The organism is Vibrio sp. RM-69-4, assembly GCF_024743775.1.
Classification (GTDB): domain Bacteria; phylum Pseudomonadota; class Gammaproteobacteria; order Enterobacterales; family Vibrionaceae; genus Vibrio; species Vibrio anguillarum.
In genome coordinates this window covers 1-21,751 of sequence record NZ_JAMQXI010000063.1, presented here as the reverse complement: position 1 = coordinate 21,751, position 21,751 = coordinate 1, and the positions used below count along the sequence as shown (strand labels likewise).

Annotated in this window: 19 protein-coding genes; 8 read left to right on the top strand and 11 right to left on the bottom strand. The window is 45.7% G+C overall.

Features of this window, described 5'->3' with window-relative positions:
- Positions 1-187 precede the first annotated feature (187 nt).
- Both NB504_RS09260 and NB504_RS09255 read right to left on the bottom strand, forming a co-directional pair.
- Positions 188-1,816, bottom strand: coding sequence for a methyl-accepting chemotaxis protein (locus NB504_RS09260; protein ID WP_013868163.1), 1,629 nt, complete (start codon positions 1,814-1,816; stop codon positions 188-190).
- 270 nt (positions 1,817-2,086) lie between these two features.
- Positions 2,087-4,447 carry a Lon protease family protein gene (locus tag NB504_RS09255; protein WP_026027772.1) on the bottom strand — a complete coding sequence of 787 codons (2,361 nt, stop codon included), beginning with the start codon at positions 4,445-4,447 and terminating at the stop codon, positions 2,087-2,089.
- A 209-nt stretch (positions 4,448-4,656) separates the two neighbouring features.
- On the opposite strand from NB504_RS09255, the gene NB504_RS09250 reads away from it, so the two are divergent.
- From NB504_RS09250 to NB504_RS09230, 5 genes are all read left to right on the top strand, one after another.
- Positions 4,657-5,169, top strand: coding sequence for a hypothetical protein (locus tag NB504_RS09250; RefSeq protein WP_026027597.1), 513 nt, complete (start codon positions 4,657-4,659; stop codon positions 5,167-5,169).
- A gap of 356 nt (positions 5,170-5,525) precedes the next feature.
- Entirely contained in the window at positions 5,526-7,028 is a 1,503-nt protein-coding gene (zwf, locus tag NB504_RS09245) for a glucose-6-phosphate dehydrogenase (protein ID WP_026027771.1), read from the top strand.
- Positions 7,025-7,741 (top strand): 6-phosphogluconolactonase, encoded by a 717-nt coding sequence (gene pgl / locus NB504_RS09240; protein WP_199868086.1) that lies wholly within the window; start codon positions 7,025-7,027, stop codon positions 7,739-7,741. The genes zwf and pgl overlap by 4 nt, the downstream gene beginning before the upstream one ends.
- A 13-nt stretch (positions 7,742-7,754) precedes the next feature.
- Positions 7,755-9,203, top strand: coding sequence for a decarboxylating NADP(+)-dependent phosphogluconate dehydrogenase (gene gnd / locus NB504_RS09235; RefSeq protein WP_017044907.1), 1,449 nt, complete (start codon positions 7,755-7,757; stop codon positions 9,201-9,203).
- Positions 9,204-9,336: 133 nt separating this feature from the next.
- Positions 9,337-9,477 carry a hypothetical protein gene (locus NB504_RS09230; RefSeq protein ID WP_017050239.1) on the top strand — a complete coding sequence of 47 codons (141 nt, stop codon included), beginning with the start codon at positions 9,337-9,339 and terminating at the stop codon, positions 9,475-9,477.
- Positions 9,478-9,530: 53 nt separating this feature from the next.
- Here the strand turns inward: NB504_RS09230 and NB504_RS09225 are convergent, their stop codons facing one another.
- Positions 9,531-10,433 (bottom strand): LysR family transcriptional regulator, encoded by a 903-nt coding sequence (locus NB504_RS09225; protein ID WP_258428707.1) that lies wholly within the window; start codon positions 10,431-10,433, stop codon positions 9,531-9,533.
- A gap of 110 nt (positions 10,434-10,543) precedes the next feature.
- Between NB504_RS09225 and NB504_RS09220 the strand changes: the two genes are divergently transcribed.
- Together NB504_RS09220 and NB504_RS09215 are read left to right on the top strand one after the other, a co-directional pair.
- A complete protein-coding gene (locus NB504_RS09220; protein WP_088729788.1) occupies positions 10,544-11,407 on the top strand; it encodes an MBL fold metallo-hydrolase in 864 nt (287 codons plus the stop codon).
- A complete protein-coding gene (locus NB504_RS09215) occupies positions 11,401-12,024 on the top strand; it encodes a DsbA family protein (protein ID WP_064626504.1) in 624 nt (207 codons plus the stop codon). Before NB504_RS09220 ends, NB504_RS09215 begins: the two co-directional genes overlap by 7 nt.
- Before the next feature lie 45 nt (positions 12,025-12,069).
- Here NB504_RS09215 and NB504_RS09210 read toward each other — a convergent pair whose 3' ends face one another.
- The 6 genes from NB504_RS09210 to rbsD all read right to left on the bottom strand — a co-directional run bounded on the left by NB504_RS09210 (position 12,070) and on the right by rbsD (position 18,070).
- On the bottom strand, positions 12,070-13,077 hold the full coding sequence (locus NB504_RS09210) for a substrate-binding domain-containing protein (protein ID WP_094132250.1): 1,008 nt from the start codon (positions 13,075-13,077) through the stop codon (positions 12,070-12,072).
- A 16-nt stretch (positions 13,078-13,093) separates the two neighbouring features.
- Positions 13,094-14,014, bottom strand: coding sequence for a ribokinase (gene rbsK / locus NB504_RS09205; protein ID WP_258428706.1), 921 nt, complete (start codon positions 14,012-14,014; stop codon positions 13,094-13,096).
- A 178-nt stretch (positions 14,015-14,192) separates the two neighbouring features.
- Positions 14,193-15,071, bottom strand: coding sequence for a ribose ABC transporter substrate-binding protein RbsB (gene rbsB, locus NB504_RS09200; RefSeq protein ID WP_010320543.1), 879 nt, complete (start codon positions 15,069-15,071; stop codon positions 14,193-14,195).
- 73 nt (positions 15,072-15,144) lie between these two features.
- The gene (rbsC, locus tag NB504_RS09195) at positions 15,145-16,113 is read right to left on the bottom strand and encodes a ribose ABC transporter permease (protein WP_010320544.1); all 969 of its coding nucleotides are present in this window, start codon (positions 16,111-16,113) and stop codon (positions 15,145-15,147) included.
- Between the two features lie 11 nt (positions 16,114-16,124).
- Positions 16,125-17,630 (bottom strand): ribose ABC transporter ATP-binding protein RbsA, encoded by a 1,506-nt coding sequence (gene rbsA, locus NB504_RS09190; RefSeq protein ID WP_013868175.1) that lies wholly within the window; start codon positions 17,628-17,630, stop codon positions 16,125-16,127.
- Between the two features lie 20 nt (positions 17,631-17,650).
- On the bottom strand, positions 17,651-18,070 hold the full coding sequence (gene rbsD, locus NB504_RS09185) for a D-ribose pyranase (protein WP_013868176.1): 420 nt from the start codon (positions 18,068-18,070) through the stop codon (positions 17,651-17,653).
- A 306-nt stretch (positions 18,071-18,376) separates the two neighbouring features.
- Between rbsD and NB504_RS09180 the strand changes: the two genes are divergently transcribed.
- Positions 18,377-18,637, top strand: a complete 261-nt coding sequence (locus NB504_RS09180; protein WP_013868177.1) for a DUF3012 domain-containing protein — start codon at positions 18,377-18,379, stop codon at positions 18,635-18,637.
- Between the two features lie 163 nt (positions 18,638-18,800).
- Here NB504_RS09180 and NB504_RS09175 read toward each other — a convergent pair whose 3' ends face one another.
- Both NB504_RS09175 and tssI read right to left on the bottom strand, forming a co-directional pair.
- The gene (locus tag NB504_RS09175) at positions 18,801-19,169 is read right to left on the bottom strand and encodes a hypothetical protein (protein ID WP_017044915.1); all 369 of its coding nucleotides are present in this window, start codon (positions 19,167-19,169) and stop codon (positions 18,801-18,803) included.
- Positions 19,166-21,751: type VI secretion system tip protein TssI/VgrG (gene tssI / locus NB504_RS09170; protein WP_258428705.1), on the bottom strand; the 2,586-nt coding region annotated here is incomplete at its 5' end. The genes NB504_RS09175 and tssI, both read right to left, overlap by 4 nt.

The window sequence follows — 21,751 nt, the reverse complement described above, 5'->3', positions numbered from 1 at the left end:
TTGGGTCAATATATGAAGATAATGTTAATAAAGATAGTGTTTTTTATACAGGGGAGATCGAATCATAAAAACAAACAGCTAACCCCAAAAAACCTAGTTATTTCGGATGGTTAGATATTCTTTGATTCATAAAAAAACCGCATAACCTTTCGAGTTATGCGGTTGAGACTAGGAAATAGTAGTCGATTTATAGTTTGAAGAAGGCGAGCTGCGCTTTTTGCTTCTCGGCCAATTGTGACAGTTCGGCACTGGCACTGGCGCTCTGGCTGATACCCGTTACGTTTTGATTTACAAGCTCAGACATATTAACCACGTTACGGTTAATATCTTGCGTGACTTGCGACTGCTCTTCTGCCGCAGTCGCCACTTGGGTATTTGAATCATTGATGTCTGAAACCGATTCCGTGATCCCAACAAGTGCATCATTTGCTCGTTGCGTTAACTCACCGTTACGCGCAAGCATCTCAATGCTGGTTTGCATGCTATCGTTTGCAAGAATCGATTGGCTTTGCAGCTCTTCAATGATAACTCGAATCTCTTTAGTTGAACTCTCAGTACGTGCAGCAAGCATGCGAACTTCATCAGCCACGACCGCAAAACCACGACCAGTCTCACCTGCACGTGCCGCTTCAATAGCCGCATTCAGTGCCAATAAGTTGGTTTGCTCAGAGACACCTCGGATCACTTCAACGACATCGTTGATCTGCTCTGATTGCTCTTTTAGACGCAGAACTACGCTCGCAGCATGATTCAGCGCTTCTGACATTTGTAAGCTCGCTTGGGCGCTCTCTTTAAAAATAGCTAAGCCTGATTTAGCAAGTTCATCCGCTTCGCGAGCGGTTGAATCAGCGACCGTTGCGTTATCACTCACGTTGTTTGCTGTGCTCGCAAGTTCATTCACCGCAGAAGCAACTTGTTCAATTTCACTCAACTCTTGTTGTGCATTTGACTCTGCTTGCGTCATCACCGCAGCCAGCTCGGTTGAAGCTGACGCCACTTCTTCACTAATACGGTTCAAATGATCTACCGTAGCATGTAACTGAGAGGTAGTCGTATTGACATCTTTACCCAGCTTTGAGATTTCATTCTCGCCATCCGCATCAGCGCGAATGGTTAAGTTCCCCTGCGCTAATTCACGCATTACAGCTTGCAGCTTCTGAATCGGGGCCACAATCATATTCGAAAGGATCCAAGCCATCGCAAGAGAGAGCGAAAGTACAGACAGAACAGTGACCATAGCCGTGTTCATAACGCGAATGTTATCTTTGTCGCTTTGAGCCAATGACTGCGTCGCTTGTTGGTTCACTTGCTGCGAAAGATCATTTATCGCATTGACCATTTGCTCACCACTTTGACGAAATTGCGCAATAAATGCTGTGTATTCAGCTTCAGAGGTCATCCCTTGATCGCGACGGTTAAAAAATTCCACCATTTTCGTCGACATATCAACGTAATGTTCGATGCTTTTATGAACTACCTCAACATCGCTCCGATAAAGCTCATCTTGTCGCATTTTGCTCAAATTGCGCTCTACTTCTTCCAGGCCATTTTTTAACTCAGCTAAGAATGTGGCGCGACGAGCGGGATCATAAATAGCGTATACCGCACTAATACGCAGCGGATAAACAGTATCGTCCACACTGGCAAGAGCATCTTTATATTCAACGAGCCGATCAGTACTGTTCGACACTTTGATTTGTTCATTTTGGAGATTACTTTTGGTTATCCACAGTGCAATAAGTAAAGCGAAAGTGGTTAACAAAACGGGTAATAAAACTTGTACGCGAATTGACAAATTTTTCAGTGAAAAATGCATTTAAAAGCCTCGATTAAAATAACATTCGCATCCATGCCTTGGGACTAATCCCACGGACTAAACAAGAGCAAACAATAGACAAAATTCACATTTTTGTCCATGAAATAATATAATGCAATTCATATAGTTATGAGCATATGGTCGTCAAAACAATGACTAGATACCAATAAGACAATATAAGTTAAATTATGATGATTTATGAAGAAAAATGACCACTTGCTAGGTGGTCATTGAGGTGGTTAGTACTGAAGAACTTATTCTTCGATAAGGCTATTTTCTAAGCGCATTCAGTTTGGCTTGTGCTAAACCGAAGATGGTATCAACCGGGTAGCTGCCATCTTCTGTTGCTTCGCCTGCGGGTTTGCCAGTAAAGAGCTCAACCGCTTCAGTGACATGTTCAATAGCCCAGATATTGAACTCCCCTTTCTCGACCGCTTTAACAACGTCAGCGCGTAACATCAGATTGTGCATGTTTGAACGAGGAATGATGACACCTTGCTGGCTGGTGCGCCCTTTGATTGCACACACATCAAAGAAACCTTCAATTTTCTCATTCACACCGCCAATCGGCTGCGACTCACCAAATTGGTTCATCGAACCTGTGATCGCAATATCTTGGCGATTAGGCCGTTTAGAAAACGCAGACACAATCGCACAGAATTCGGCCATGCTGGCACTATCACCATCCACACCACCGTATGATTGCTCAAATGTGATGGTCGTGGTGAGTGGTACGCGCGCCGTACGGCCAAATACCGAAGAGAGATACGCGGATAAAATCATCACACCTTTAGAGTGGATGCTGCCACCCAGATCGACACTGCGCTCGATATCGATAATGTCACCATCGCCATAGGAAGTGGTGGCGGTAATACGGTTTGGCGCACCAAACATATGATCGCTGGTGCTCAATACCGACAGCGCATTCACCTGCCCGACCGCCATGCCTTGCGTTTGGATTAGCGTTGTACCGTTAACATACGACTCCATCACACTGTCTTGCAGGCGGCTCACTCGCATCTCTTGGTTGCTAAGCGCCTCTTCGACATGATTCTGGCGGATCATGTTTGAATTCGCCTGCTTCGCCACATAGTTAGATTCGCGTAACAAATTGGCAATATGCGCCGAATGAAGTGACAGTTTGCCTTGATCGCCCGTTGTACGTGAACTGTGTTCAATGATGCGTGCAATCGCTTTACGGTCGCAATGCAGCATATTGTTGTCGTGCACTATGCTCGAAATAAAACGCGCGTAATGTAGCTCGGTATCGGGCGTACGTTTCATCTCATCTTCAAAATCGGCCGTTACTCGGAACAATTCGCTAAATTCAGGATCGTAATGAGTCAGCAGCTGATAGGTGTGGTAATCACCAAATAGGATGATTTTCACATTTAGCGGGATAGGCTCTGGGTCAAGTGAAACCGTCCCTGTTAGCGTGACCTCTTTTTCCAAAGAGGTAAAACTCATTTGACGTGAACGCAGCGCACGCTTTAAACCGTCCCAAACATAGGGCTGTTCAAGCACTTTCACCGCATCCATCAACAGCACACCACCATTGGCTTTATGTAAACTACCCGCTCGAATCAACGAAAAATCGGTAAATACTGTGCCTTTAAAAGTCGCCGTTTCGATATAACCAAATAGAGAGTGGTAGTTCGGGTTCTCTTCTACCACGATCGGTAGCTTGTCTGAAGGCTGGCTGACCAGCACATTGACTTTGTAGCGACGCGGTAGACGCTTATCTAAAGAAGCTGTCGCGACTTCGCCTTGCTCACTGTCTTCATCTAAAAAAATGTCCGCATTATCGACGATGTCTTTTTGTAACTCCGTGAGATACGTTTTGATGTCTGGGTAGCCAGAATAATCTTGCTTAAGCTGCTTAATAAAGTGGGTAATGACGCCAAGCGTTACTTCATCATTGAGCTTTTTGATCTTCTCACTGTAGGAGTCTTCCCATTCGGTCAGTTGACGTACCATATTGCGTAGGCTGATTTCTAGCTCATCAATGGTATGGCTAAAGTGCTCTTGCTCTTTTTTAGACAAGGCGTCAAAGGACTCTTCGGTGTGCATCTCTTCACCGTTCATCGCAACAAATTGATAGTCGCCTTGAGTGGTGATGGTTAAGCTAATGCCTTTATCTTTGGCTTCTTTACTGATGCTATCCAATTCACTTTGCTGTTTTTGTGCCATCTGATTTTTCAGTTTATCGGCACGAGCAAAGTAAATCTCGTTATCAAAAGCTAACGGGATCGCATTGACCAACTTATTCATTAACTTTTCAATGTCTTGCTTGAGTTTAACCCCAATACCCGAAGGTAACTTCAGCACTTTTGGGGTTCGAATATCGCTGAAATTGGCCACATAACACCAATCAAACAACGCATCGACATCATGCTGATGGCGGTTTAAATAGCGCAAAATCATCGTACGTTTGCCCAACCCATTACGGCCAATAGCGTAGATGTTGTAACCCTTCTCTTTGATCGACATTGCAAATTCGACCGCTTTTTGCGCCCGTTCTTGCCCCACAATCTCATCAACTGGGTCTAACTCCTTAGTTGATTTACAAGGGAGTTTTTCTAACTGGGCAACGTGGTAGAGCTGCTCTGCATTCAATCGTTGAATCGCCATCACTCCGCTCCTTAGCTTTTGGATTCTTGTTGTAGTTTGACCTAAGTGTAGAAGCAATTCATTTATATTTTAGCGAGTTACACCTTATTCGCGTTTAACCGAACAAATAATAAACAATCACCACACTTAAAATCGCAAATAACAATCATTTGCATTTGATAATAAATTGCATTTAAATAAGTGAACGCCGTCATTCTGGAGAATTGAGTATGGACTTACAACAGTGCTGGACAAGCTATCTCAAGGCTGAACAACTATTAGCGCAGGGGCATTGGCCACAAGCACACTGTTTGTTTGAAGATGTACTGCATCATATGCCAAGCCATATTCAATCAGCACTAAACTGCGAACATACAAAACCTTGCCAGTTGGTGTGCTTGATCTCTGGGCTATGTGATGCTGCTGTTTCTCAATCTGAAATTTTCAACCACTTGGGTCAGCATAAACAGGCCTTTGATGTCTTAAATCAATCTTATGCTCTGCTGCAGTTTACTGCGATTGAGCCCAATGCCTTGGTTAACCGCCTTGCCAACGTACTTACCAAACAAAGCGATGACTTGCTCAAACATATGGGTGCTTTTTGTTCAGCGCAGCGCAGCGCGACTTGGATGTTGGAGTTCGAACACGTACAAAAAGCGCACCACTACTTCAACCAACTCAAACGTTATAACCAAGTACAGGCTCAAGTTCCGTCGTCAAACTGTCATTGTTCAACTGAATAATCACCATAGAGTTACCATTCCGGATAAGACTGACCACCTAGCATCATTCACAGCCGCTATAAGTAACGTGCTGTAGTCAGGGGATGAGACTTAGGCAGAACCTAACCTCTCACCCTGAAAATGTGTCGAGATGGCATGAGAATTTAATCGATTGCGTTATCAATAGTTGATGTATGTCAAATTGTCGTAGACAATACGCACCCGAGTCTAGGGGCGATCCCTAGGCTGCGTTCTGCACTTTTGGAGGAGCGCATTGGTTTTAGCTATCGACATTATAGTTAGAGCCTATTTTCTATTTTTGCATGACGCTGCTACCGTTGGCGCATGCTAAATACCTCGTTTTTAAGGGAAAGATGATGGTAATACCTGAAAACAGCAGTATTGTGATTTTTGGTGCTTCAGGCGACTTAACCTATCGCAAGCTTATACCTGCTCTGTATCACTTGTTCGCCAGTGATCAACTGCCGAAATCCTTTGCTATTCTGGGTGTCAGCCGAACCCAATACAGCGATGAGTCATACCGTGAAAAATTAAAGCGCTCTCTTCAGGAAATGGAAAAGACCGTCCCAGATATTCTCGACGCCTTTTGCGAGCACTTGCATTATCAAGCGATCAATACTTCAGATGTTGCAGAATACGCGCAGCTCGCCACGCGTCTTGACTCTTTGGCTGAGCAATACCAATTCACGCAACGCAACACTCTGTTCTATCTCGCGACGCCGCCGAGCCTTTATGGCGTCATCCCGGCCAATCTCGCAGCGCATGGATTAAATAGCGAAGCGCAAGGTTGGAAGCGTTTGATCATCGAAAAACCGTTTGGTTATGACCTCGCATCGGCTCAAAGCCTTGATATCGAAATTCATCGCCATTTCCAAGAACACCAGATCTACCGTATCGACCATTATTTAGGCAAAGAGACGGTACAAAACCTGTTGGTTTTCCGTTTTGCTAACGGGATGTTCGAACCTTTGTGGAACCGCAATTTCATTGACTATGTCGAAATTACAGGCGCAGAATTTTTGGGCGTCGAAGAACGCGGTGGCTATTACGACGGTTCTGGTGCGGTGCGTGATATGTTCCAAAACCATTTACTGCAAGTGTTAGCTATGGTTAGCATGGAACCACCAGCCGCCATTAATGCCGATTCAATTCGTAACGAAGTCAATAAAGTGCTGCAAAGCCTGCAACCGCTTTCTGATGATGACCTACGCCACAACCTCGTACTGGGGCAATATACGGAATCGGAAGTTCGTGGCCAGTTTTTACCCAGTTACCGTGATGAACATGGTGTGGCAGCAGATTCGCGCACTGAAACTTATGTCGGTTTGAAAATGTTTATTAATAACTGGCGCTGGAATGGTGTGCCATTTTATGTGCGTTCAGGTAAACGTTTACCAACGCGCGTCACCGAAGTGGTCATTCACTTTAAGCGTACGCCACACCCTGTTTTTGGGCAAAATGCCCCTGAAAACAAGCTCATCATCCGCATTCAGCCCGATGAAGGCATTCAAATGAGCTTTGGTTTGAAGGAGCCAGGTGCGGGCTTCAAAGCCAAAGAAGTCTCCATGAACTTCCATTACACATCACTGGAAGAAACCAAGATGTTGACCGCTTATGAACGGCTCCTTTTGGATGCGCTCAACGGTGATGCAACTTTATTTGCGCGTACCGATGCCGTAGAAGCGTGTTGGAAGTTCGTGCAACCTATTTTGGATTTTAAACAAGACCCTCAATCGCTGTTTGGCTATGCCTGTGGCACGTGGGGACCAAAAGAGTCTGATTTGCTGCTACACAATGATGGCCGCGCGTGGCGCTTCCCGTGTAAAAACTTGACCGATACGGATTACTGCGAATTATGATCAATCATAAAATTTTTCAAACCCCAGAACAGGTGGTTGAAACGCTCGCCAATGAAATGCAACGCTATAGCGAGCAAGGTCAGCCGGTTCATATCTCCCTTTCCGGTGGCAGCACACCCAAAATGCTGTTCAAATTATTGGCCAGTGAACCTTATGCACAGGCGATTACATGGCAAAACCTGCATTTCTGGTGGGGTGATGAACGCTGTGTTGCTCCTGACGATGCCGAAAGCAACTTTGGTGAAGCCAATACACTGCTGTTTAGCCAAGTGAACATTCCACCTCAAAATATTCACCGTATTCGCGGCGAAGATGATCCACAAACCGAAGCTAAGCGCTTTGCCGATGAGATGGCAAAAGTCATTCCATCCGTCAACGGTACTCCTGTTTTTGATTGGATTTTGCTCGGTGTTGGCGCAGATGGCCATACGGCATCCCTGTTCCCTAATGTGACCGACTACGAGGATGAGAATTTATCTTTAGTGGCAACGCATCCGGAATCAGGCCAACTTCGTGTCTCTAAAACAGCGAAAGTGTTGGAAGCTGCAAAACGCATTAGTTACCTCGTTCTTGGCGCAGGTAAAGCCGAGATCGTACACGAAATTCACACCACGAAAGCCGAGGATCTTCCTTATCCGGCTGCCAAAATTAAATCAACAACTGGCGAAACAGAGTGGTTTTTAGATTCAGATGCCGCAACAAAGATTGCGTGAAGGAGAGAAATAAATGAAAGGTGATATCGGTGTAATCGGCCTAGCAGTGATGGGCCAAAACCTTATCCTAAATATGAACGACCACGGTTTTAAGGTGGTAGCTCACAACCGTACCGCGGCAAAAGTCGATGAGTTCCTAGCAGGTCCAGCGAAAGACACCAATATTGTTGGTGCTTATTCACTGCAAGAGTTAGTCGATAAACTGGCGACGCCTCGCAAAGTGATGCTGATGGTGCGTGCGGGCCAAGTCGTGGATGATTTCATCGACCAACTGGTTCCGCTACTCGATAAAGGTGACATCATTATCGACGGTGGTAACACGAACTTCCCAGACACCAACCGCCGTGTTGCAGCACTGCGTGAAAAAGGTATTCACTTTATCGGTACAGGCGTTTCTGGCGGCGAAGAAGGGGCACGTTTTGGCCCATCTATCATGCCAGGTGGCGCACCTGAAGCTTGGGAAGCCGTGAAGCCAATTTTCCAAGGTATCTCAGCAAAAACCGAAGCTGGTGAACCTTGCTGTGATTGGGTGGGTAACGACGGCGCGGGCCACTTCGTTAAAATGGTACACAACGGTATCGAATATGGCGACATGCAGCTAATTACCGAAGCTTATCAGTTTATGAAAGACGGCTTGGGTTTAAACCATGATGAAATGCAAAAAGTGTTTGCTGATTGGAATAAGACCGAGCTCGATAGCTACCTAGTGGAAATCACCGCTGATATCTTAGGCTACAAAGACGAAGATGGTGAAGCTCTGGTTGAGAAAATCCTCGATACTGCTGGCCAAAAAGGCACAGGGAAATGGACGGGCATTAACGCACTCGATATGGGTATTCCGCTGACGCTCATCACTGAGTCAGTTTTCTCTCGTTGCCTCTCAGCATTGAAAGATCAGCGCGTTGCTGCCGAAGCGCTGTTTGGTAAGAGCAATATGCAGATCGAAGGTGATAAACAAGAGTGGGTTGACGCACTTCGTCAAGCGCTACTTGCGTCTAAGATCATCTCTTACGCACAAGGCTTTATGCTAATGCGCCAAGCGTCTAACGAGAATGGTTGGAATCTTAACTACGGTAACGTGGCATTGATGTGGCGTGGTGGTTGTATCATCCGCTCCGCATTCCTGAGCAACATTCGTGATGCGTTCGAAGCTAACCCAGAAATCGCCTTCTTAGGTTCAGATGCCTACTTCAAGGGCATTTTGGATAACTGCCTAGCGGCTTGGCGTAAAGTAGCGGCCAAGTCAATGGAAGTCGGCATTCCAATGCCATGTATGACCTCCGCGCTCACTTTCTTAGATGGCTACACCACCGCTCGCTTACCGGCTAATTTACTGCAAGCCCAACGTGATTACTTTGGTGCTCACACTTATGAGCGTACTGACCGTCCACGTGGTGAATTCTTCCACACAAACTGGACTGGTACAGGCGGAAATACGGCGTCTACCACTTACGACGTATAAAAAATTCGGCTTACGATGAAAAAAGGACTAGCTAAGCCCCTTCATCTACGCCTATAATTTGACCGTCATGGAGGATGTTAACTAGGTTAACATCCTCTATTTTTTTGTTTCCAAAACTACATGAGATCCAAAGATGACCATCAATAAGTTCTATGTACTTGTCCCACAGGCTGTGGAAGAAGACACTCATAGGGAAAATGAAGTTCAATCTGCTATGGAAGCTCAACGTCAGGCATTAGTGCAACAAGCGCAGAAACAAGGCGCAGTAGCATAATCCATAAGCAGAGTGTGGCAACACGCTCTGCTTATCACTCCTCTCTACCTCACCTATAGGCATATCGTTTGCCAATCATGATTCATGAAATACTCCTTTAAGTGATCAATCAAAGCTCTGACAGCGGGTGATAAATGACGCCGAGAAGGATATAAAGCGTAAATGTCCATTTTCTTCGGTTGCCAATGCGCTAACACCTGCTGTAAGTCCCCCCTTTCTAACGCACCCTTGGCTAGATAAGTCGGCTGTAAAGCAACGCTCATCCCGTGGATAGCCGCATGTAACAAAGTGGTGGCTTCATTCGCAGTTAGCTGGCATGGCACCTCCACCGATTGATGCTTACCATCTTGTTTTAGATGCCAAATATGTCGCTCAAAATTTTTGTATCCAAGACAACGATGCTGTGCGAGATCGCTTGGTGTGAGTATTGGCTCACAGCGCATGAGATAGTCAGGAGAGGCAACCAATACAGAATCACATTGAGCGATAGGGCGCCCGATTAAAGAAGGATCGGGATCGGCTGCAATACGGATCGCTAAATCAATTCGCTCTGCAATCAAATCTGCGGTTTTATCCTGTACATCAATATCAATTTCGATATTTGGATGCGTATTCAAAAAAGGTTTAACGGCCGGGATCAGTTGAGAAAAGCCAAACGACATGCTGGTCGCAATCCGGATTTTTCCAGATAACGACTGTTGATCCATCAACTGATGTTCCAATTGCTGCGCTTGCTCGACCCATAATTTTATCGCGTCTAGGCATTGAACTCCTGCTGATGTGAGCGATACTTTTCGTGTGGTTCGGTTTAATAACCGAGCTTGTAACCAAGTTTCCATGGTTTCAACATGCCGAGTCACCATAGGACGAGAAATATCCAGCCGTTCCGCTGTCGCCGTAAAACTTTGGGTAATCGCTATATCTAAAAAGACCTGAGCTGCTGTGAGTTTGTCCATGATTAGTTCTAATTAAGAAACAATGATGTCAATTATTAGCTATATATCCGAACAAGTCTAATTCGTATGATAGCTCCCGAACCGATAACATACTCTTTGGATAAATAATCATGAAAACACTGACTCTACTTACCGCAACCACACTCATCAGCAGCACCGCGTTTGCAGCACAACAACCTTTGACACTTGACGTCTACAATGCAGATGGCAATAGCTTCCATGTCAACTCCACTTTGGTTTATGGCGAAACAGAAGCGATGGTGGTTGACACTGGCTTTACTAAAGCCGACGCACTCCGTATTGCAGCAAAAGTACTCGACTCTGGCAAAAACTTAACCACGATCTTTATTAGCCAAGCTGACCCTGATTACTACTTTGGCGCTGAAGTGCTGCATGACATGTTTCCACAAGCGAAAGTGCTGACGACTCCTGGCGTACGTGCAACGATTGCAGAAAAACTCGAAGGTAAACTGGCATTTTGGGCTCCAAAAATGGGGGCAAATGCCCCTGTAAAACCGATACTACCAACGGCTTATAATGGCAAAACCTTAACCATTGATGGGCAAACTATTGAAATTCGCGATGCGGATGGAGCATTAGCGCATCGTCCTTATTTATGGATACCAGCCAATAAAGCGATTTTAGGTAACGTCGCGGTATACGGAAATGTTCATTTATGGATGGCCGATGCACAAAGTGATGCGAGCCGCCAAGCTTGGGCGCAACAACTTGATCAAATGAAAGCACTCAAACCAAACGTAGTGATCCCGGGGCATATGACTTCTGGCACAGCGCTTGATGCTTCTTCAATTGAATTTGCACAGCAATATCTTATGGATTTTGCTAAAGCCAAAGCAAACAGCAAAGACAGCGCTCAGTTAATTCAAACCATGCAAAGCCTTTACCCTAATGCTGGCCTACCAATGGCTTTAGAAATTGGTGCCAAAGTTCATATGGGTGAGATGAAATGGTAAACGTCCACTATATTTTCGACCCAATGTGTGGCTGGTGTTACGGAGCAACCTCTCTGATTCAGCAGCTGAATGAAATGAGCGGAGTAAAACTGCACCTTCATCCGGGTGGAATGATCGAGCGATCGCCTCTTTCAGATAGTTTTCGCCAACATGTACTGCAAGCTGATCAGCGCATTACTCAGCAAACAGGAGCCGTATTTGGGGAAGGTTACATCGCCAAAATCAAAAGTGGCGAAACCGTGATATTGGACTCATACGTTACTGCTCAAGCCATTATTGCAGCGCAATTACTCGGTGTATCGCCAAGTGTTATGCTCAAAAGCATTCAACAAGCGCACTACCAGCAAGGTTTGCCTGTGGCCGATACTGACACATTGGCATTGTTAGCCCAATCGCTTGACCTAGAGCCAAATCAATGGGAACAAGCGATGGAGCAAGCCAAAGCTCAGTTACCAGAGCAGTTAGAGCAGACGCAAAGCTTAATGGCGCAATATCAGCTTTCTGGTTTTCCCTCGATTGTGTATGAAGCAGAGGGGCAATGGCGAACCGTATCTGTTAGCCATTTCTATAATCGACCGCAGCAATGGGCTGATTTCTGGAAAAAGATGACTCAGTAATTAGTGCCTCATCCCTCTCTTTAGTAAAGAGAGGGATTTTTCCATCTACTTGTTCATCATTTTGATGCTTTTACGCACCACTAAAGTCGGCTCTAATTGGACAATTTGCGGTTCGAGTGCTTCGTTTTCTAAACGGGCAAGTAAGGTGTCAACTGCCGCTTTACCTAAACGATATTTGGGTTGATGAATAGTGGTTAGAGCTGGCGACATGAAGCGGGCGATGTGAATATCGTCATAACCCATCAGCGAAAGATCTTCAGGAATGCGGATCCCTTTTTCATTAGCTGCATTAATCACACCCATTGCCATCATGTCATTAGAGACAAAAATCGCACTCGGCAATGGCCCTTTAGCTAACATTTTATTGAACGCTTCGTAGCCACCTTCACATTCAAAATCGGATTCCACAATCCAATTAGGGTGAATGTCCAAACCTGCTTCTAAGACAGCGCGCTTATAGCCTTCATAACGCATCTGAGCTTGATGACGAATCAATGGCCCGGTAATGCAACCGATTTCTTTATGACCGCACTCAATCAAATAGTTCGCCGCAATATAACCACCACGTAAAGAGTTATCTTGTATTTTATCGCTAGGAAAGAGCATTGGGCCCCAATCCATCACCACGACAGGGATATCTGGGTAGCGTTCAAAAACGTCAATCCGCTCACCTTCTAAGGTGGAGCACATCAAAAGTAAGCCATCAACGCGCTTTTGCAGCAGCGTGTTGATAGAGGCTTGCATCCGCTGGCTATCCCCTTCGGTATTACACAAAATAAGGTTATAACCTTTGTGGTAGCAACTGCGCTCTACCCCTTTGACCACTTCGCCAAAAAAGGGGTTAGTCGAAGTGGTCACTAACATACCAATGGTGCGCGTTCGGTTCATTTTGAGACTGCGAGCCAATGCTGACGGGGCATAGTTCAGATCTTGCGCGGCTTTATTGACACGCTCAGCGATTTCATCGCTCACATAGCGAGATTTATTAATGACATGGCTGACGGTAGACGTGGATACGCCGGCTAATCTTGCAATATCTTTCATTGTCGCCATGTCTGTTTTTCCTATTCTATTGATGCAGAGCGAGAAACGCGTCCACTTCTACTCGGGTGGGTATTGAGGTTTGCGCGCCAAAACGGGTAACAGAAATGGCTGCCGCAGCATGCGCAAATTTAATGGCTGATTCTAAAGGCATATCTTCCAACAAACCCGTTACCAAAGCACCGTTAAACGTATCACCTGCCGCGGTGGTGTCTGTCACATCGACTTTAAAACCAGCAATCAGTTGACCACGCCCATTTTGGCTTAGCCAAACGCCTTTTGCACCTAAGGTGATCAAGACGATTTCAATCCCTTTTTTATGCAGTTCATTGGCCGCTAATTGCGCCGTGTGATCATCATCAACCGAGATCCCCGTTAAGCGCTGCGCTTCCGTTTCATTTGGCGTGATCACATCGACACATTCTAGCAGAGTATCAGGCAGATCTCGGGCAGGCGCTGGGTTTAAAATCACATTGGTACGATTTTGTTTGGCGATTTGCGCAGCTTTAATAATGCCATCGATTGGCGTTTCTAATTGCATCAACAAATATTTGGCCGCACCAATGGCGGCTAAATCCGCTTCAATGGCATCAGCCGTCAGCTTGTCATTCGCCTCTGCCGAAATACAGATGCTGTTTTCTCCGCTGTCCGAGACTTGGATCATCGCAATGCCCGTCGGACAATTGGGCTGCATTTTAACTCCCGCAATGTTGATACCATCGAGCTTAAAATTCTCACGAATATTGATACCGAATGCATCGTCACCCACGCAGGCAATAAAACCAATGTCCGCTTTTAATCGCGCGGCCGCTACAGCTTGGTTGGCCCCTTTACCACCGGGAATAACTTGATAATGACGACCATGCAGCGTCTCGCCCGGGCGAGGAAATGAAGGCACTTGCAAAACATGGTCAGCGTTAACACTACCTAATACCACTAACTGATTCATAATTTGTCCTTTGTTCATGAGTGAACATGTTTGAAATAGAGCTGGAGAGGTTTGGCTTTTGTGGCTTCACCTGAAAAAAACAAACCTATCGAGCCTGATTACTGGTTATTAATGGCTGAGGGGTTATAGAGAAGAGGTAGCTCTCTACGAGCCAGTAAAGAGCTACCTACAGCAAAGATTATTTACTGATGATTTTTAGAGGAACCGGAATGTACTCATCCACTTGTTCGCCTTTTAGCATTTTATCGGCCGTTTCAATGCCAAGTGCACCGATCATGTCTGGTTGTTGAGCAACAGTCGCAGCAAGTTGGCCGCGTTCTACCGCCGCGATACCATCGTCGGTACCATCAAAACCGATGATCATCACCTCTTTGCCTGATGCTTGAACGGCGCGAAGTGCACCCAATGCCATTTCATCATTTTGGGCAAATACGGCTTGAACATCTGGGTTTGCCGCTAGCAGGTTTTCCATTACATTCAAACCTTTAGTGCGGTCAAAATCAGCAGGCTGGCTAGCAAGCAGTTCCATTTCACTGCCTTTCACCGCGTTCATGAAACCTTCTCCACGCTCACGAGCGGCCGATGTGCCGGCAATCCCTTCCAGTTGAATGACTTTGGCTTTTGCACCGATTTTTTCGACGATAAAGTGACCGGCCATTTCACCACCGACTACGTTATCAGAAGCGATGTGGCTCACAACATCACCACGGCTTGCACCGCGATCCAGTGTCAGCACTGGCACTTTAGCGCGGTTGGCCATACGAATGGCGTTAGAGACGGCATCAGAATCGGTTGGGTTGATCAAAATCGCTTTAACGCCACGAACGGTTAAGTCTTCTACGTTTGATAGCTCTTTGCTTGGATCATTTTGTGAATCCAAGACGATCAGGTTGTAGCCTAGCTCTTTCGCTTTCGCTTCTGCGCCATCTTTCATGGTGACAAAAAATGGGTTGTTCAGAGTGGATAGTACAATCGCCATGGTGTCTTGCGCATGCGCAGCCACAGAGACAGTGGTGGAAAGTAGAGCAGCAGAGATTAAAGTTGCAAGTTTTTTCATCTTTATAGTCCTTTTTGTAGGGGCCGTTTTAAAGCTAATATGGCTCGCTTTAAAACGGAGGTTTTCTATCGTGTTACTTATTTTTGTTATCCACGAGTACCGCGAGCAAAATAACCACGGCTTTCGCAATCATTTGGTAGTAAGAAGAGACATCAAGCAGGTTCAGCGCGTTATTAAGAAAGCCGATGATCAGCGCCCCAATTAACGTGCCCATAATGCGTCCTTTACCACCCATCAAGCTGGTACCACCAAGTACGACGGCAGCGATGGCATCCAGCTCATAACCCATACCAGCAGTCGGTTGCGCAGAAGAGAGGCGAGACGTGACGATGATGCCAGCCAGCGCAGCCAATAGACCGCAGATGGCGTACACACCAATTTTCACGCGATCCACATTAATGCCTGACAATCGCGTCGCAGACTCATTGCCACCTAGCGCGTAAACATAGCGGCCAAAACGTGTATGGTTGAGTAAGTACCAAACCGCAGCAAAGACCACCACCATCATCCACACCGGAACGGGAATACCCAACGCGTAACCTGTACCAAACCAAGCAAAAGCATCTGCAGTATCGGTAAAACCTGTCGAAATTGGACGCCCATCGGTATAAACCATGGTCACACCACGCAGTAAGGTCATAGTGACTAAGGTGGCAATAAACGCCTGCACTTTACCTTTGGCGATAATGATGCCGCTAATCGCACCCAGTGCCGCGCCAGCAAGTAACGCTGTAGGGACTGCGATAATGACAGGAATCTCAAGACCAATCATGGTTGCAGCAAAAGCGCCGCACAACGCCAGTACCGAGCCAACACTCAAATCGATACCTGCCGTTAGAATAACCAAGGTCATCCCCACAGCGATAATGGCGTTGACTGAGGTTTGGCGCAAAATGTTCAGTATGTTGTCAACCGTGAAGAAATTGGGGTTTAAAAAAGAGACAACGACCACTAAAAAAAGCAAAGCAATCAGTGATTTTTGCTCAATGAGCCACTCTTTACTGATCCATTTTCTGCGGTTAGTTTGGGTTGAATTACTCATGCTGTTACTGCTCATGCTGCTTCCTCATTGATCTTTTTGCCTACCGCACAGGCGAGTAGAATCTCTTGGTTGGCTTGTTTGGCACTGAATTCGCCGCTGATTCGACCTTCATGCATCACCAAAATTCGGTCACTCATCCCTAGCACTTCTGGCATCTCTGACGAAACCAAAATAATACTCATCCCTTCGGCTTTAAATTGGTTAATCAATTGGTAAATCTCTTTTTTGGCTCCCACGTCAACACCGCGTGTGGGTTCATCCAAAATCAAGACTTTAGGGCGTGTCATCAACCCTTTGGCAATCGCTACTTTTTGCTGATTGCCACCGGATAAATTGCCAATGATTTGATCACGAGATGGCGTTTTGATGTTGAATAGGCGAATGAAATCTTCCACTGCGATGACTTCATCACTGTGTTGAATCTGTACACCTTTGCTAAATTTATTCAACGCACACAGTGACATGTTCTCTTTCACCGACAGGCCAAGAACCAAACCGTCCCCTTTGCGATCTTCTGAAATATACGCGATACCGTTTGCAAGGCCATCTTGTGGGCTGACTGGGTTGATGGTTTTGTTCTCAAGGTTAATCACGCCTCGCTCACTGGGCAGCGCGCCGTAAATCACTTTCATTAATTCAGTGCGCCCTGCGCCCATCAAACCCGAGACACCGAGGATTTCACCTCGTTTGAGCGTAAAATTAATGTCATGCACACCTGAACCCGTGAGGCCTATCACTTCAAGGCAAGTGTCGCCGTGCTTTACCTCAATACGTGGGTACTGCTCTTCTAATTTCCGGCCGACCATCATCTCAATCAGGCCATCTTCATTGGTGTCAGACACTTTGCACTGGCCAATGAATTTGCCATCACGTAACACAGTAATGTCGTCACAAATTTCAAAAATTTCTTTCAACCGATGTGAGATATAAACAATGCCGCAACCTTGTTCACGCAGCTCGTTAATCACATTAAATAACGATTCAGTTTCGGTATCCGTCAGCGCATCCGTCGGCTCATCCATGATGATCACTTTCGACTCAAATGAGAGCGCTTTTGCAATCTCAACCATCTGTTGCTCACCAAGGCTTAAGTCACCCAACAAGGTCTTGGAGCTGTGTTTAACATTTAAGCGAGCCAGTAGTTTGTCGGCTGCTTGGTACATTTCATTCCATAAAATTCGCCCCATCGCACCGGTTATCTCTCTACCCAGGAAAATGTTTTCAGCAATAGTTAATTCCGGAATCAAATTCAACTCTTGGTGAATAATGCTGATGCCTGCTTGTTGTGAATCTCGTGGGCCTTTAAACGCGGCTGGTTTTCCTTGGTAAGTGATAGAACCCGCATCCAATGAATAGATACCCGTCAACACTTTCATTAAGGTTGATTTACCCGCGCCGTTTTCGCCCATCAACGCCATCACGCGGCCGGGGTAAACATTGAGGCTAGCTTTATCGAGCGCTTTCACGCCGGGGAACGCTTTTTCAATCTCACTGAGCGCTAAAATTGCTTGAGTCATAGTGGATCCTCAATCGCGGCTTAAAACACGACGCCTGCTTGAAAAATAACATTCGCATACGGCGTGCATTCGCCAGTTCTTACTACGGCGCGGCTGCGCATAGTGCGCTCTTTAAAATCTTGATGAGAGAGGTAAGTGACAGCAATCGCTTTCTCGCACAACTCCTCTTCCGCTTTCAGCTCAGCAAGCAGCGCTTTGTGATGCTCAGGGCTTACTTGTGCAAACTCTTCAGCAATTATCACACCTTCAATTTGAGATTCAGAAAGAATCACGCGGACCGTGTCAATAAAACCGGGAATACCGTGAGTTAATGCTAAATCAATACGCTGCACTTCATCGGGAATGGGCAAACCTGCATCACAAATTGTGATTTCGTCGGTATGCCCTAAAGTAGCCACCAAGTAAGAGAGTTCCGAGTTTAATAGGGTACTTTTTTTCATTGTTATACCTTCACGTTAGGCTTTATGTTTCGCTTTTTGACACCTTTCTATCACTCTTGAATCGCTCAAGAAAATCTCATCGAAACGTTTCGATGAATCCTAGCGTAGCAAAAATAATTTGCACGATGCGAAAATAGGTAATGTGATTTTGATCGTTGATTAGTGAACTGAGGAGTAAAAAAGAGTGAGGACCATCACTGAGTGATTTGTCATTAGATGCCCATTTTTAGCATAGGATTAACACTGAGACCGTGATTTTCGGTATAGTCACTCCGAACAAAAATCGCATCCATTTGGAACTCAAACATGAAAAAAATAGCCTTGGTATTGTTTACTGCATTCTCACTCGCCGCCTGCTCAGAAGTGGGCAGCGAGGCATGGTGTCAAGATATGAAAGAGAAACCAAAAGGCGAATGGAACGCCGGACAGGCGGTGGATTATGCAAAGCACTGTGTCTTCCAATCACAAATTGGCAGCGACGCGTGGTGTGAAGATATGAAAGACAAGCCAAAAGGTGATTGGACAGCGAATGAGGCTGGTTCTTACGCTAAATATTGTGTGCTGTGAGAAGGGAGTCCCCAGAGCTAGGTTGCTATGGGGTTTACGGCCATCAAATTAATTGGTGGATTTTTTCATACTATTTTTGATATTAATTAACTATCAAAAATCACTTTTATAAGATTATTTACAATAACCTATCAATATATAATTAATTTGTTAACTGTTAGCTCTAGCCGTTATCAACATCCTCTATATATTGTTTAATATATTCATCAAGGTTTTCTAAATTAGACTGTTCACATTGAATCATCAGCAATTCACCACGTTGACCACCAATATTCGCATAAAGCATACACCTTTCATGGATAGCTAACCTTTGCTTATTGTAAAAATCATCTGGAAAGCCATAATCTATAGACTTAAAAGAAATAACTTTTTTAATCTGAGCCTCTGACCTTGCTATCTCATTTTGGATGCATCCTATCATTTCTTGATGCACAGTAGATGTATCATAGCAATTATCGCTAGCAATGGCGCCACTACTAATACTGAATAATATCAATAGAGCAGTAAAAATTTCAGAAAGCAACCTATTCATTTTATATCAACCTCTAAACCTTTAGTTTCCAGTTCAAGTAAAGTTTTCTTCTCTGACTCTGCCCGTTTTTTTAAATCATCCCACCATGATGGTGAAGATCTAAAGAGCCTCTCTGTATTAAGAGTCTTATAGTCTTGTACAAGAATAATAAACTCCCTATCTGTAACACTTTCCACATTTTTTCCATTCAACGCATTAATAATTAAATTAGTTCGCCCGCCAAACTGCACGGAAGTGGACCATATCAAATCGTGCACAGCAGCTCGATTATACTCAAACAATAGTCCTTTTCCTTTAAGCTTTTCTATTTGTATATCGTAATGTGTATGCTTAATAAATTGATGTTGTTCTTCTCTAAATTCTTGGGGGTATTTAGAAGCTATATCCAACCAAGCAGTATTAAATTCTTTCGTCGCTGGATTCAATCCAATAAAAAAATCTTTAAATTTTGATGATCGAATATACTGTTGTACCACACCAAGGTTTGATGACATTTGATAACAGCCATATGAAGCACCACCATAATCTCCATTTCCTGTTGATATGACCCCTGGACCTCTTCCTGCCGACTCATATTTCTCTGAAGTTTTACCTAGCGTCCACATTTCATGGACATCATTTTCATAAACCCACCCATCCATCAACGCTTCATCCAGTGCAAGCAGTGTGCCTTGGCCAACAATACCATCAACGGGGCCAATGCTGTATGACGGATGCGTTTGATGGCTGGGTTGATAACTTTTTTGGAACTGCTCAATGGCCGTTTTGGTTTTATTACCGAAATCACCATCGGCTTGCAAATCAAATTTCATTTTGATTAACGCTTGCTGAATCAAGCTCACTTCTTCGCCATTGTTGCCTTTTCTGAAAGCGCTGGCTTGTTTCTTCGCTAACTTTTCCAGCTCTTCTGAAGCTTTCAACACATCCGATTGTAGCAGTGATGCTTTATCTTCGTTTTGTGCATCCTCTTTTTGGCTCTCTTCCTGAGCGCTCTTTTCTGCCGCCTTAGATTCTGACTGCTTTTGTGGTGATGCAGATGATTTCTGCGCAGCGGATTGTACTGCGGCAGCCTCAAAATGAGTGATCACATTCGCTTGGCCGCTTTGCATGGTCGCGCTAATAGCACTCGCTTGTAATTCGGCCGGAGCTTTCATATCAAGTAGTGGGGTTGCCAACATGGCGGATTGCCCACCATAAGCGCTACCGCTGCCAGCACTTCCGCCAGCATTAAGGTTAATCGCAGGACCAACGATGTGCACGCCACCCGCATCCACTTTGACAAAGCTGCCACCCGCTTTTAAAGTCACTTCAGCCCCAGCTTCTACAACGATTTTAGCTCCCGCTTTAAGGCTGATTTCGCGCCCTGTTTCTATCGCGGTCAGTTTGGCCACTTTATGCTGTAATGACCCGCTAATCTCTACACTGCTATCTTTGGTTATGTTATCGCGGCTTTCGCCCTCCACCGTGAGGTGGTGATTATGTTTAATGTGCGTGAATTGGTCGTTATCCACCGTGAGGTGCTGGTCGTGCTTGATGTGCGCCGTGGCATCATTGAGCACTAAAGCATCTAAGTCTTTTTGCGCGTGTAGGTAGATTTTCTCTTGCGCCGCTTGGTCTTCAAAGCTCAGCTCGTTAAACCCTTCTCCTTGGTGCGTTTCACTGCGCAGCACGGTTTTGGTTTTGTTATCCGGTAGTGTGTACGGCGCTTTGTTGGTCGCATGGTAGGTACGGCCTGTCACTATCGGTTGGTCTGGGTCGCCGTTGAGAAACGAGACGATGACTTCATGACCAATGCGCGGAATGGCTATCATGCCATATTGGCTGCCAGCCCAACCTTGTGAGACACGCACCCAGCATGAGCTGTGTTCATCGCCGTTGGAATATCTGTCCCACGGGAAATGCAGTTTGACGCGGCCATGTTCGTCACAGAAGATTTCTTCGCCGTCAGGGCCCACCACCAAAGCCATGCAAGGGCCATCCACTTGAGGTTTGGCTTGCGGTGTCGCACGCCACGTGACATCAGCAGGAATAAGCGTGAATTGGTTGCTGTACGTGGTCGCGCCACTGCCGCTCTCTTCTTCCAATGCTTGTGGCTGACGCCCTTGATGATGCACTTGCACTACAACCCAATCGCGGTTCGCGCTGTCGTCAAGATGCTCCTGTAAGTCGAACTTTGTGCCCGCTTGCAGGCCAGGATGGTTACTTTTTCCGGTCGCGGTACGCGCTTCTCGTCGTAAGTACTCTAAGCGAATTTGATTAAAGGCTTTGCCGCTGATGTCGTCTTTAAAGCGACCCGGTGCATCAAAGTGCTCGTAGGTCGCTTGCTGGTAATCCATTTCGCGCCCTTGCGCTTGCTGAGCAAACGAGTAGCTCGGCTTTTTAAAGCTGTAATCTTGCAGCGCGCTGTGGCTCACTTCGGTTTGGCTGTGTTGCGTTAATTGCGACACATAAGGGCTCTCCATCACGCCACCCGCAAGGGCGTTGTAAGGGATAGGCGTTTCTCGCTTTATCAGGCTTTGGCTGTCGTCACTGAAAAAGAGGGTGTGTTTCCCCTCTTCATGGATGAAGTGATACACCAAGCC